A 13,568-nucleotide genomic window follows, 5' to 3' on the forward strand; every position below is an offset into this window, starting at 1 on the left:
CAGGAATTTGACTCCCTGAAAACTGAATCCGAAACGAATTTGCATTCTAAGTATAGGATAAGCCCTCGACCGATTAGTATTGGTCAGCTCCATGCATTGCTGCACTTCCACCTCCAACCTATCTACCTCGTCGTCTTCAAGGGGTCTTACTAATTGGGAAATCTCATCTTGAGGGGGGCTTCACGCTTAGATGCTTTCAGCGCTTATCCCGTCCGTACGTAGCTACCCAGCCATGCTCCTGGCGGAACAACTGGTGCACCAGCGGTACGTCCATCCCGGTCCTCTCGTACTAAGGACAGCTCCTCTCAAATTTCCTGCGCCCACGACAGATAGGGACCGAACTGTCTCACGACGTTCTGAACCCAGCTCGCGTACCGCTTTAATGGGCGAACAGCCCAACCCTTGGGACCTACTTCAGCCCCAGGATGCGATGAGCCGACATCGAGGTGCCAAACCTCCCCGTCGATGTGGACTCTTGGGGGAGATAAGCCTGTTATCCCCAGGGTAGCTTTTATCCGTTGAGCGATGGCCCTTCCATGCGGTACCACCGGATCACTAAGTCCGACTTTCGTCCCTGCTCGACTTGTAGGTCTCGCAGTCAAGCTCCCTTATGCCTTTGCACTCTGCGAATGATTTCCAACCATTCTGAGGGAACCTTGGAACGCCTCCGTTACTCTTTAGGAGGCGACCGCCCCAGTCAAACTGCCCGCCTGACACGGTCCCCGTACCCGGTAAGGGTACTAGGTTAGAACCTAGATACGATCAGGGTGGTATCCCAACGGCGCCTCCACCGAAGCTTGCGCTCCGATTTCTACGGCTCCCACCTATCCTGTACAGATCGTACCCAAATTCAATATCAAGCTGCAGTAAAGCTCCATGGGGTCTTTCCGTCTTGTCGCGGGTAACCTGCATCTTCACAGGTATTAAAATTTCACCGGATCTCTCGTTGAGACAGCGCCCAAGTCGTTACGCCATTCGTGCGGGTCAGAATTTACCTGACAAGGAATTTCGCTACCTTAGGACCGTTATAGTTACGGCCGCCGTTTACTGGGGCTTCGGTTCATAGCTTCGGGTTACCCCTAACCACTCCCCTTAACCTTCCAGCACCGGGCAGGCGTCAGCCCGTATACTTCGCCTTGCGGCTTCGCACAGACCTGTGTTTTTGCTAAACAGTCGCTTGGGCCTTTTCACTGCGGCCCCCTCGTGCTATTCACACTACCGGGGCACCCCTTCTCCCGAAGTTACGGGGTCATTTTGCCGAGTTCCTTAACGAGAGTTCTTCCGCGCGCCTTAGAATTCTCTTCTCGCCTACCTGTGTCGGTTTGCGGTACGGGCACCTTCTCCTGGCTAGAGGCTTTTCTTGGCAGTGTGAGATCATGACCTTCGCTACTACAATTTTCGCTCCCCATCACAGCCCAGCCTTAACGATGTGCGGATTTGCCTACACATCAGCCTCACTGCTTAGACGGACATCCATCAGTCCGCGTCACTACCCTCCTGCGTCACCCCATCGCTCATAGCGGATTACGGTGGTACAGTAATTTCAAACTGTTGTCCTTCGACTACGCCTTTCGGCCTCGCCTTAGGTCCCGACTTACCCTGAGCGGACGAGCCTTCCTCAGGAAACCTTGGGCTTTCGGCGGATCAGATTCTCACTGATCTTTTCGTTACTCATACCGGCATTCTCACTTGTGTAGTGTCCAGCGCTCTTTTCAGTACACCTTCAACCCCTACACAACGCTCCCCTACCCCAGATACATACGTATCTAGCCATAGCTTCGGTGGTGTGTTTAGCCCCGTTACATTTTCGGCGCAGAGTCACTCGACCAGTGAGCTATTACGCACTCTTTCAATGGTGGCTGCTTCTAAGCCAACATCCTGGTTGTCTGTGCAACTCCACATCCTTTCCCACTTAACACACACTTGGGGACCTTAGCTGATGGTCTGGGCTGTTTCCCTTTTGACAATGGATCTTAGCACTCACTGTCTGACTCCCGGCAATAAGTATATGGCATTCGGAGTTTGACTGAGCTTGGTAATCCTTGCGGACCCCGCACCCAATCAGTGCTCTACCTCCACTACTCTTATACCGAGGCTAGCCCTAAAGCTATTTCGGGGAGAACCAGCTATCTCCGAGTTCGATTGGAATTTCTCCGCTACCCCCACCTCATCCCCGCACTTTTCAACGTACGTGGGTTCGGGCCTCCAGTGCGTGTTACCGCACCTTCACCCTGGACAGGGGTAGATCACACGGTTTCGGGTCTACGTCCACATACTAATTCGCCCTATTCAGACTCGCTTTCGCTGCGGCTCCACCTTCTCGGCTTAACCTTGCATGTTAAACGTAACTCGCCGGTTCATTCTACAAAAGGCACGCCATCACCCATTAATAGGGCTCTGACTTTTTGTAAGCACACGGTTTCAGGTTCTATTTCACTCCCCTTCCGGGGTGCTTTTCACCTTTCCCTCACGGTACTGTTTCACTATCGGTCGCCAGGTAGTATTTAGCCTTAGCAGATGGTCCTGCTGGATTCATACGGGGTTTCACGTGCCCCGCACTACTCGGGATCCGTCTCGGAGAGAATACAGTTTAGGTTACAGGGCTTTTACCTCTATCGCGGGCCTTTCCAGACCTCTTCACCTACCATATTCCTTTGTAACTCCATGTGAGACGTCCCACAACCCCTAAGAGCAAGCTCTTAGGTTTAGGCTGTTCCGCGTTCGCTCGCCGCTACTGACGGAATCACTATTGTTTTCTCTTCCTCAGGGTACTTAGATGTTTCAGTTCCCCTGGTCTGCCTCTACATTTCCTATGTATTCAGAAATGAGTAACTGCGAATTACCACAGCTGGGTTTCCCCATTCGGACACCCCCGGATCAAAGCTTGCTTACAGCTCCCCGAGGCAGTTTCGTTGTTCGCCACGTCCTTCGTCGGCTCCTGGCGCCTAGGCATCCTCCGTGTGCTCTTATTAGCTTAACCTTGATTCTTCCGAAGAAAAATCTCACTAATAACATTTACTTGTTTACACAAGTTGCTAAAAGATGTTCTAAAACGCAAATTCGTTTCGGTATCCAGTTTTCAAGGATCAAGTCTTACTTGAGAGCTTAAACTCTCAAAACTGAGCAACGAGTGAGTAACAGGCCTAAACCTGAGTTTTGGAAGCTGAGCTTCCGATTTGAATGTTCTCATTGCAGAGAACGATTCTCCATAGAAAGGAGGTGATCCAGCCGCACCTTCCGATACGGCTACCTTGTTACGACTTCACCCCAATCATCTACCCCACCTTCGGCGGCTGGCTCCCTTGCGGGTTACCCCACCGACTTCGGGTGTTGTAAACTCTCGTGGTGTGACGGGCGGTGTGTACAAGACCCGGGAACGTATTCACCGCGGCATGCTGATCCGCGATTACTAGCAATTCCGACTTCATGCAGGCGAGTTGCAGCCTGCAATCCGAACTGAGACCGGCTTTGATGGGATTGGCTCCACCTCGCGGCTTCGCTTCCCGTTGTACCGGCCATTGTAGTACGTGTGTAGCCCAGGTCATAAGGGGCATGATGATTTGACGTCATCCCCACCTTCCTCCGGTTTGTCACCGGCAGTCACTCTAGAGTGCCCAGCATTACCTGCTGGCAACTAAAGTTAAGGGTTGCGCTCGTTGCGGGACTTAACCCAACATCTCACGACACGAGCTGACGACAACCATGCACCACCTGTCTCCTCTGTCCCGAAGGCCGCTGCTATCTCTAGCAGATTCAGAGGGATGTCAAGACCTGGTAAGGTTCTTCGCGTTGCTTCGAATTAAACCACATACTCCACTGCTTGTGCGGGTCCCCGTCAATTCCTTTGAGTTTCAGTCTTGCGACCGTACTCCCCAGGCGGAGTGCTTACTGTGTTAACTTCGGCACCAAGGGTATCGAAACCCCTAACACCTAGCACTCATCGTTTACGGCGTGGACTACCAGGGTATCTAATCCTGTTTGCTCCCCACGCTTTCGCGCCTCAGCGTCAGTTACAGCCCAGAAAGTCGCCTTCGCCACTGGTGTTCCTCCACATATCTACGCATTTCACCGCTACACGTGGAATTCCACTTTCCTCTTCTGTACTCAAGCCACCCAGTTTCCAGTGCGACCTCAGGTTGAGCCCAAGGTTTAAACACCAGACTTAAATAGCCGCCTGCGCGCGCTTTACGCCCAATAATTCCGGACAACGCTTGCCCCCTACGTATTACCGCGGCTGCTGGCACGTAGTTAGCCGGGGCTTTCTTCTCAGGTACCGTCACTCCGATAGCAGTTACTCTACCGGACGTTCTTCCCTGGCAACAGAGCTTTACGATCCGAAAACCTTCATCACTCACGCGGCGTTGCTCCGTCAGGCTTTCGCCCATTGCGGAAGATTCCCTACTGCTGCCTCCCGTAGGAGTCTGGGCCGTGTCTCAGTCCCAGTGTGGCCGTTCACCCTCTCAGGTCGGCTACGCATCGTCGCCTTGGTGGGCCGTTACCCCACCAACTAGCTAATGCGCCGCAGGCCCATCCCTCAGTGACAGATTGCTCCGTCTTTCATTCTTCTCTCAGGAGAAAAAAGAAATTATCCGGTATTAGCTACCGTTTCCGGTAGTTATCCCAGTCTGAAGGGCAGGTTGCCTACGTGTTACTCACCCGTCCGCCGCTAAGTTATTTTGAAAGCAAGCTTTCAAAATAACTCCGCTCGACTTGCATGTATTAGGCACGCCGCCAGCGTTCGTCCTGAGCCAGGATCAAACTCTCCAATTAGTATTGAAAAGAGCGATATGCTCATTTTGAAACATCTGACGAGAAAATTAATTCTCTAATTTGGATTTCACTTGCGTGATTTCCCACTCACTCGTTGTTCAGTTTTCAAAGATCAATGTCTCATCTTTCGTCGTCGTTGCTTGTCAGCAGCGACCTTTATAATATATCACAGCGCCTTTGTTTTCGTCAAGCATTTTTTTAATTTCTTTTTTTGCTTGACCATTTCAGCAAGTTGTTAATCAACAGCTTGTCCAAACGGGCGAGACTTAATGTATCATATTTTTCAAAGCCACGTCAAGCATTAAAATAAAATTATTCTTAATCCGAGTAACATAACCACGCCAGGAAGCCCAAGAACCGTTACTGCGCCTATAGTTGCAGGGTTCAAAGGGATATACACCTGCGTGAGCAAACCTGAGAAGTTCACTACATATATCCCGAGTGCAGCCAATACCAAATGAACCCCAAATAAACTTAGCCACCCAAAACCCAGCTTTTTTCTAAATACAACTAAACCTAATAAGATAACGGATAATATCAATACGCCCATAGCTATCATTCTAAGCATGTAGATCCCCCTTATACATTTATTTATAAGCCCTTATATTTGACTGCTGTTCAACCCCAAGCTTTTTGCATGTTTGAGATGTATCTGATATTTACGTTCTGCAGCCTCCAAAATATATATCGCGTAATCTATCTGATCCTGTCCCAACGCCTCGTCGAACATCAGGTACGCCCTCTCCCACTCTGAATGCGCCTTACGGACCTCTAAGAGGGTTTCCCATCCCTCACTTTCCTTTGCGCCTTGTTCCTTATCCACTCCCCACCACAGCTCTCTCCACCATCCCATTTCAATTCCTCCTCAGAATAATTCTGATGCAAAATACACATCTCGTTATTCTCATTCATATCGGGATAGGGACAAACTTAGAACAAAAAAAAAAGGAAACCCGAGGGCTTCCTTTTTGAAAAATACCACTATAGAGCTGCTAGAATAGCTCGCGACGGCCTTCCAACGCTTTGGACAAAGTAACTTCATCAGCGTATTCAAGATCGCCACCTACAGGCAAGCCATGAGCTATCCTGGTGATTTTAATCTCAAACGGACGAACAAGACGAGAAATGTACATCGCCGTTGCTTCTCCCTCAATGTTGGGGTTAGTCGCCATTATAAGCTCACTTACTCTCTCATCACTCAGACGGGTCAATAATTCTTTCAGGCGAATATCATCAGGGCCGATACCTTCCATAGGTGAAATAGCACCCTGAAGAACATGGTAATATCCATTAAACTCCTTGGTTCGTTCTATAGCCACCAAATCCTTAGAGTCTTGAATCACACATATCACTGAAGGATCTCTAGTTTTGTCCTGACATATCTTACATGGGTCCGTATCCGTAATATTACAGCAGACCGAGCAATAGTGAAGATTGCGTTTGACGCTTACTAGCGCTTTTGCAAAATCAATGACTTCATCCTCTTTCATGTTAAGCACATGAAAAGCTAACCGGGCGGCTGTCTTCGGTCCAATCCCGGGCAAACGCGTAAAAGCATCGATCAGCTTAGCTAGCGGTTCGGGATAATACAAATTAATAATTCTCCTTTAGACTGAAGTGGAGTGGGCTATTAGAACAAGCCTGGGATCTTCATTCCACCAGTGAATTTACCCATGTCATTGTTAGCAAGCTCTTCAGCTTGAGTCAATGCATCATTTACAGCAGTGATTACAAGATCTTGCAGCATTTCAACATCTTCCGGATCAACGGCTTCCGGTTTAATTTGAATAGACAGCAATTTTTTGTGGCCGTTTACTTGAACAGTAACTACGCCGCCACCTGATGAACCCTCAATAACCTTGCCTCCGAGTTCCTCTTGAGCTTTAAGCATTTGCTCCTGCATTTTCTTAACTTGCTTCATCATTTGGTTCATATTATTCATACATCGTCTCTCCTTTGGAATGCGCAATTAGCGCTAGTATGTTTATATTACTCTTTTATGACAACAAGGTCTTCTCCAAAAAGCTGGATAGCCTCATCAATCCAAGGTTCAGGTTTAGCTTCTGCAGTATCGTGTTCATGCTCCAATTGCAGTTCTTCTTTGCCAGTCTGTCCCACAGACTTCTGGGCAGCTTCATTCCAGTCACGAAGCATCATGGTTACAAGTCTATAAGGTTTGCCTAGACGCGCTGCAAGCACACTCTCAATAACCTGTCTGTTTGCCGGCTTCTCAGTAGTATCGCGGTGAATCGTGTTCTTGAATGCAACAAGTACCGCATCCTCCATAATCGATACTGGCTCACCGTCTACAAACCATGCATGAACCGTTACCTTTTCCTCTTTTACTCCCTGCAGGACAAGGCTCCACTGTTTATAGATAGCTGCAAAATCGGGACTATCCTTACCAGCAATAAACTTATCTACGTTAGGAGGCATTTTCGAGGCTGAGGAAACCCGTGGTGTTGGAACCGCGTGCGATTTCGGTGCAGGAGCACCATCACGCCCTCCTCCGGAAATACCACCGGATTGCATTGCCTGTTCCAGCTTCTTCTCCAGTGCTGCGATCTGTCTTTTGAGAAGATCCAGTTCACCAGAGTCAACGCTCGAATTATTCGTGCTTACTCCGGCATTTGTTTCACCTAACGGAGCAAATGCGGCGCTCTGACTTACCTCTTGCTGCAAGCTGCAAAGCTTCATCAGCGCCACTTCAAACAGTGTCTGAGGATGTGTTGCGTATTTCATTTCACCTAGGTATTTATTGATTGTATCTACAATCTGAAATAGACGCTCCCGAGAAAATGCGGTGGCCATATCTTTAAATTCAGCAGGATTCAGCACCCGCTCTGTTAATTGATCGGCCTCGGGTACCATCTTAATCATCAATAAATCACGGAAATAATACATGAGATTCTCTAGGCATTTATCTGCACTTTTACCTTCATGCATAAGCTGCTCAACGAGCTCCAGAAGAAGACCCATATCACCTTCTAATATGGCAGTGGCAAGACGTGCAAATTGCTCGGAGGGAATTCCTCCTGTCATTCCTAACACTTGCTCGTACGTAACATTACCATCTGTAAAGGATGAAATCTGATCCAGCAAGCTCAATGCATCACGCATACCACCATCAGATAGACGGGCAATATACTGCAATGCGTTGTTATCCGCTGTAATCCCTTCCTTCTCACAAATAGCAGTCAGATGGGCGGTCTGTTCTTCTAACGCCACTCTACGGAAGTCAAAACGCTGACAACGGGAAATTATTGTCGCCGGCAATTTGTGAGGTTCCGTTGTCGCAAGAATAAACATCGCATGTGACGGCGGTTCCTCCAAAGTCTTTAATAGAGCATTAAAAGCTTCTGTCGTCAGCATATGCACTTCATCAATGATATACACTTTACGGCGCACCTCGGTAGGTGCATACTTCACCTTCTCACGCAGATCACGAATCTCCTCTACGCCCCGGTTTGATGCCGCATCTATTTCCTGCACATCCATTACATTACCCGCAGCGATTCGCAGGCAGGATGGACATTCGTTACAAGGTTCCGGACCTGGCCCACGTTCACAGTTAACCGCTTTAGCTAAGACTTTAGCAGCACTTGTCTTACCAGTTCCCCGCGGACCGCTGAACAGATAGGCATGCGAAACCCGCTGTTCACGAATTGCGTTCTGCAGCGTTTGGATAATGTGCTGTTGTCCAACCATGTCTTGAAACGACTGCGGCCGCCAAGCACGGTACAGCGCGATATGTTCCACTATGCATTACCCTCTCTTAAGCTGCCGCTTTCCCGGCATTTGTCGCAAATTTATTATACTATATTCATCGGCTATTGACCAAAAACAAAAAGCATCTTTGCTTGTGGCAAAGATGCTATGATAAACAGAATTATAAACCGTGCACCTGTTATTGATGGCTACGATCCAAGCGGCAACCCTACATGACTGCTCGAGTTAGGCCACCCTCCGGCACAAGAGTAATCTTACTTATGGCTGCTTCCTTCCGGACCTGACCAGGTTCATAAGCACTCATTGCGGAGGACCCAACTGTCAACACAGCCCGTAGGAACCAAGGCCTCACATCGATAGCACCTCTAACAGGAATTCAACCTCGCTACAGCGGATTGCGAGTTACAGGGCACCGCTACCTCCCCGTCTAGCACGGCGAAGATAAGTATAGCTCACGCTCGGACAAAAATCAACTCCAAGACATAAAATGAGCCCCTCAGCTATACAACTGGGGGCTCAATCTAACCGTTAAGCCGCAAAGCGACTGTTCAAATTAGATACCATATTTCTTCTTAAATTTATCAACGCGACCGCCGGCATCCAAGAACTTCTGCTTGCCAGTGAAGAACGGATGGCAGTTGGAGCAAATTTCGACACGAAGCTCTTGTTTAACAGAGCCAGCTTCGAAAGTGTTGCCACATGCGCAGGTTACCTTAGTTACATTATACTTTGGTTGAATTGCTTCTTGCATTTTGAATTTCACCTCTCATGCCCTAAGCCTCATGCGGACCCAGAGTTATATGATTACACTGTGGTATTTTAGCACGAAATATCAAATTGGGCAATATGTTTCATTTTTACATTTTAGCTGCTTAAATATTGATTCCCCGCCGCTTAGCCCGCGCCATATCTGCTGGTGGCACATGTGTATAAGAGCCTATAACTACATCCGGCAGTTCATCGCGGAAAATATCAAGCATCGTCTTCATCCCAAGGATTTCACCCTGGGCAGGAGGAATCAACTCTAAATAACTCTCCGGGTCAATGTTTAGATTGCGCATCTGAATAAGCTTAAGATCAGTACGTCTTACAAACTCCAGCATCGCTTCAATCTCTTCTTCGCGATCAGTCACTCCAGGGAAGATCAGATAATTGATCGATGTGTAAACCCCCTGCGAAGCAGCGTATTTCAAAGATTTTTCTACATTGGCCAATGTATAACCGCGTGGTTTGTAATAAGCATTATAATGGTCATCAAGGGCACTGATTGTGCTGACACGCATCAAATCGAGCCCAGCATCAACGATTCCTCGCATATGATCGCTTAATCCCGCATTGGTGTTGATATTGATATAGCCCATATCAGTAATCGAGCGCACTTCACGAATAGCTTCTATAATAAGTTTTGCCTGCGTGGAAGGTTCCCCTTCACAGCCTTGTCCAAAGCTGATAATCGATTCAGGCGTCTTTAAATGCTCCAACATAACTTGTGAAATTTCGTTGACCGTAGGCCGGAAATTCATCCGAGTCTGCGGAGATACAAAGCCGCTATCATCAGGTTGCTCAGAAATACAACCAAAACATCCAGCATTACATGAATAAGAGACGGGTACACCGCCCTCCCAACGCCCTAAAAAGGTATTGGAGGAAGTCAGGCATTCATAGCCAAGCGCACAGTTAGAAAGATGCTCATAGAGGCGGTTATCAGGATATTTGGCTGTCATCTCACCAACACTGACTTCAAGATCTTCTTTGTCACAATTAAGTGGATTCCATTTCTCTGGATTATCGGTAGGGTCTGCCGCAACATAGAACCCGCCATCCTTCCACACTACAGCCGAATACCCAAACAGAGGAAGCTTATAAGACTTATCTGTCTTCACATAACCAGGAAGACATAGACGAGTGTAGCCTTGCGGCAGCAGCGCTCCGACAGCCTGCGAACCTTCCGGCAAAGACATCATTTCACCCGTCTCAGGATTCATACCCACAGCACGTGTACTAGGCAAGCCCACGAGCGTAGCACCTTCTGGTAATCGAATTAATTCTTCCTCCAGCATTTCAACAATCATATCCCCACTACGGGCTAGCCCGTACAGTTCAGGATGATCATATACGTTTCCTTGCCCGTCGGCATATACCAAATACATGTTAGTCTCCTCTTATTATCAATTCTCAAGTTGTAGGTACTGAAGGTGTCTTCGCCCGTGTGGTACGACGAGCAGCTGTACCGCTGTTGGAGGTGCCTCCGTTACTTGCAGTCCCGTTTGGTGTTGTTTTTGCCCCAGCAACGTCAAAGGATGCCAAGAACTCAGCATTAGTCTTCGTATCACGCAGCTTTTTGATGAATCCCTCCACAAAATCGTAGGACTCGTTCATATTTTTGCGAATCGCCCAAATCGTATCCAGTTCTTCTTTGCTCAAGAGCACTTCTTCGCGACGTGTACCTGAACGACGAATATCGATAGCTGGGAATATCCGGCGTTCCGCCAATTTGCGGTCCAAATGAAGCTCCATATTACCGGTACCCTTAAATTCTTCATATATAATATCATCCATACGCGAGCCAGTATCTATTAATGCTGTTGCCAAAATAGTTAATGAGCCGCCTTCTTCCACATTCCGTGCAGAACCAAAAAACCGCTTCGGCCGGTGAAAAGCCGCCGGGTCAATCCCCCCGCTAAGTGTACGTCCAGATGGTGGAACCACCAGATTATAAGCACGCGCCAGACGCGTAATGCTATCCAAAAGAATAACTACATCCTTCTTGTGCTCAACTAAACGGAGTGCCCTTTGTAACACAAGCTCAGCCACTTTAATATGATTCTCTGGAAGCTCATCAAACGTCGATGCAACCACTTCGCCTTTTACAGAACGCTGCATATCGGTTACTTCTTCAGGACGTTCATCAATCAGCAATACAAAGAGCTCAATCTCAGGATTATTAGTGGAAATACTATTGGCAATTTCTTTTAAGAGGAGCGTTTTTCCTGCTTTTGGAGGTGCTACAATCAAACCCCGCTGCCCCAAACCTACAGGAGCGAGCAAATCCATTATTCGGGTAGACAAATGAGTAGGGGATGTTTCAAGCGGTAGCTTGTCTTGCGGATAAAGTGGTGTTAATGCTGGAAAATGAAGACGCTCCGCTGCACTAGCAGGGTTCTCGCCATTAACGGCATTGACTTGAAGCAGGCCAAAATATCGTTCATTTTCTTTTGGTGTCCGACATTTACCAGACACAAGATCTCCGCTTCTGAGATCAAACTTACGAATTTGTGAAGCTGAGATGTAAATATCTTCAGCACTGGGCAAATAGTTAATCGGCCTAAGAAATCCATAGCCCTCAGGCAAAATTTCTAGTACGCCTTCCATAAACATGAGACCGCTCTGCTCTGCCTGTGCCCGAAGGATCGCAAAGATCAGTTCCCGTTTCTTCAGCTGTCCGTAATAAGGAATCTGGTATTTCTTGGCCAGCTTATATAACTCGGTCAGCTTCATTTCTTCCAGATCGGAAATTTGAAGATCCATGTAATAACCACCTATTCAATTTTTAAATGAGTTCTTCCTAGTCTATCTACTAGGCAAAAATATGATTCTATTAAAATGCTCATTAGGTTAGTATTACCCCAAATGGAAGGAAATATGCGGTTTGGCCGCAAATTAATACTCCTTCCAAGCGGGATATCCTAATATTATTCATTCTCACGCCAAACATGAGCACCAAGTTGCCGAAGGTTGCTCACTAAATTATCATAACCACGATCAATATACTCTACGCCGGTCACTTCAGTAATACCATCTTCTACTGTTAACCCGGCAATGACAAGGGCTGCACCCGCACGCAGATCAGCTGCCTTTACTTTAGCAGCATTAAGTTTACTGCCCTCAATAATTGCAGATCGGCCTTCAACACGAATCTTTGCGCCCATTCTTACCAACTCTGGCACATGCTTGAAGCGGTTGCTGTAGACGAAATCGCTAAGCACACTAACCCCTTCTGCCTGTGTCAGCATACTTGTCATAGGAGATTGTAAATCTGTAGGAAATCCAGGATAGGTCAGTGCTTTAACATCTGCATGTTCATAATTAGCTCTACCTATAACTCGGATACTTTCATCAAGTTCTTCAATATCCACGCCCATCTCTAAAAGCTTGGCTGTTAAGGCTTCCAAGTGCTTAGGAATAACATTATCTATCAACACATTACCGCGCGTAGCCGCAGCGGCAATCATATAAGTTCCTGCTTGAATCCGATCGGGAATAATGGAATGACGGCAACCGTGCATTTCCGAGACCCCTTCGATCCGGATGGTTTCTGTACCAGCGCCTTTAATAACAGCGCCCATAGAGTTCAATAGGGTAGCTACATCTATAATCTCAGGCTCTTTAGCCGCATTTTCAATAATTGTAGAGCCTTTGGCTCGTGAAGCCGCCAGCATGATGTTTATAGTGGCACCTACGCTTGATACGTCCAGATAAATCTTCGCACCGCGTAGCTCTTTTGCATATAAGTGGATAGAACCATGTTCGTTGGTAACTGTTGCTCCCAAAGCCTCGAATCCCTTGATATGTTGATCAATTGGACGAGGTTCAAAATTACAGCCACCAGGAAGACCTATTGTCGCTTCTTTGAATCTTCCAAGCAGAGCTCCCATCATATAATACGAAGCTCTAAGTTTCTTAACCGGCCCATTGGGCATTGGAATAGATACAATACGTGAAGGGTCAATTCTCATCTGATTGCCTGACCAGGATACATTAGCGCCAAGCTCTTGCAAGATTTCGGAGTAAACGGCTACATCACTAAGGGACGGTAAATTATCCAGAACAACTTCAGATTCGGCCAAAATTGCCGCAGGAATAAGCGCGATGGCACTATTCTTTGCTCCACTGATGGTTACAACGCCCTCTAGCGGACGTCCACCGCCAATCATTAATTTTTCCATAGATTTATCAATTTCCCCCTACGTGTATTGCAGCTGGGTGGGCAATACGTGCTGTGGACTTTTAGTGATGAAAATGGAAAGACACCGGCTAAGCGGTGTGCTTTCCTCATCAAACTATTCAAC

General features: G+C 47.5%; 9 protein-coding genes, 2 rRNA genes and 1 other RNA gene. All 12 read right to left on the minus strand.

Features of this window, described 5'->3' with window-relative positions; genetic code table 11:
- Positions 1–53 precede the first annotated feature (53 nt).
- Positions 54–2,980, minus strand: a 23S ribosomal RNA gene (locus tag MKY14_RS26725).
- A gap of 232 nt (positions 2,981–3,212) precedes the next feature.
- Positions 3,213–4,770 (minus strand): 16S ribosomal RNA (locus MKY14_RS26730).
- The 16S and 23S rRNA genes sit together here, the layout of an rRNA operon.
- 301 nt (positions 4,771–5,071) lie before the next feature.
- A complete protein-coding gene (locus MKY14_RS26735) occupies positions 5,072–5,329 on the minus strand; it encodes a pro-sigmaK processing inhibitor BofA family protein (RefSeq protein WP_370510561.1) in 258 nt (85 codons plus the stop codon).
- A gap of 42 nt (positions 5,330–5,371) precedes the next feature.
- Positions 5,372–5,623: a DUF2508 family protein gene (locus MKY14_RS26740; RefSeq protein WP_076130375.1), complete on the minus strand. Its 252-nt coding sequence runs from the start codon at positions 5,621–5,623 to the stop codon at positions 5,372–5,374.
- Between the two features lie 139 nt (positions 5,624–5,762).
- Entirely contained in the window at positions 5,763–6,362 is a 600-nt protein-coding gene (gene recR, locus MKY14_RS26745) for a recombination mediator RecR (protein WP_036679922.1), read from the minus strand.
- A 38-nt stretch (positions 6,363–6,400) separates the two neighbouring features.
- The gene (locus tag MKY14_RS26750) at positions 6,401–6,712 is read right to left on the minus strand and encodes a YbaB/EbfC family nucleoid-associated protein (protein WP_036679924.1); all 312 of its coding nucleotides are present in this window, start codon (positions 6,710–6,712) and stop codon (positions 6,401–6,403) included.
- Positions 6,713–6,759: 47 nt separating this feature from the next.
- A complete protein-coding gene (gene dnaX, locus MKY14_RS26755) occupies positions 6,760–8,529 on the minus strand; it encodes a DNA polymerase III subunit gamma/tau (RefSeq protein WP_076187199.1) in 1,770 nt (589 codons plus the stop codon).
- A 137-nt stretch (positions 8,530–8,666) separates the two neighbouring features.
- An RNA gene (ffs, locus tag MKY14_RS26760) (signal recognition particle sRNA large type) lies at positions 8,667–8,935 on the minus strand.
- A 117-nt stretch (positions 8,936–9,052) separates the two neighbouring features.
- On the minus strand, positions 9,053–9,250 hold the full coding sequence (rpmE, locus tag MKY14_RS26765) for a 50S ribosomal protein L31 (protein ID WP_036679927.1): 198 nt from the start codon (positions 9,248–9,250) through the stop codon (positions 9,053–9,055).
- 121 nt (positions 9,251–9,371) lie between these two features.
- Entirely contained in the window at positions 9,372–10,649 is a 1,278-nt protein-coding gene (locus MKY14_RS26770; RefSeq protein ID WP_340977734.1) for a radical SAM protein, read from the minus strand.
- A gap of 25 nt (positions 10,650–10,674) precedes the next feature.
- The gene (gene rho, locus MKY14_RS26775) at positions 10,675–12,027 is read right to left on the minus strand and encodes a transcription termination factor Rho (protein ID WP_036679930.1); all 1,353 of its coding nucleotides are present in this window, start codon (positions 12,025–12,027) and stop codon (positions 10,675–10,677) included.
- 164 nt (positions 12,028–12,191) lie between these two features.
- A complete protein-coding gene (locus MKY14_RS26780; protein WP_036679932.1) occupies positions 12,192–13,445 on the minus strand; it encodes a UDP-N-acetylglucosamine 1-carboxyvinyltransferase in 1,254 nt (417 codons plus the stop codon).
- Positions 13,446–13,568: the final 123 nt, after the last annotated feature.

The sequence above is a fragment of the Paenibacillus sp. FSL R5-0887 genome (assembly GCF_038002305.1).
Lineage (GTDB): Bacteria > Bacillota > Bacilli > Paenibacillales > Paenibacillaceae > Paenibacillus_AQ > Paenibacillus_AQ odorifer.

What these genes read in the sequence shown, in the direction of transcription:
- MKY14_RS26735 (WP_370510561.1), bottom strand. Translation starts at nt 5,329, where the DNA reads ATGATAGCTATGGGCGTATTGATATTATCCGTTATCTTATTAGGTTTA.
- MKY14_RS26740 (WP_076130375.1), bottom strand. Translation starts at nt 5,623, where the DNA reads ATGGGATGGTGGAGAGAGCTGTGGTGGGGAGTGGATAAGGAACAAGGC.
- MKY14_RS26750 (WP_036679924.1), bottom strand. Translation starts at nt 6,712, where the DNA reads ATGAATAATATGAACCAAATGATGAAGCAAGTTAAGAAAATGCAGGAG.
- rpmE (WP_036679927.1), bottom strand. Translation starts at nt 9,250, where the DNA reads ATGCAAGAAGCAATTCAACCAAAGTATAATGTAACTAAGGTAACCTGC.
- MKY14_RS26770 (WP_340977734.1), bottom strand. Translation starts at nt 10,649, where the DNA reads ATGTATTTGGTATATGCCGACGGGCAAGGAAACGTATATGATCATCCT.
- rho (WP_036679930.1), bottom strand. Translation starts at nt 12,027, where the DNA reads ATGGATCTTCAAATTTCCGATCTGGAAGAAATGAAGCTGACCGAGTTA.
- MKY14_RS26780 (WP_036679932.1), bottom strand. Translation starts at nt 13,445, where the DNA reads ATGGAAAAATTAATGATTGGCGGTGGACGTCCGCTAGAGGGCGTTGTA.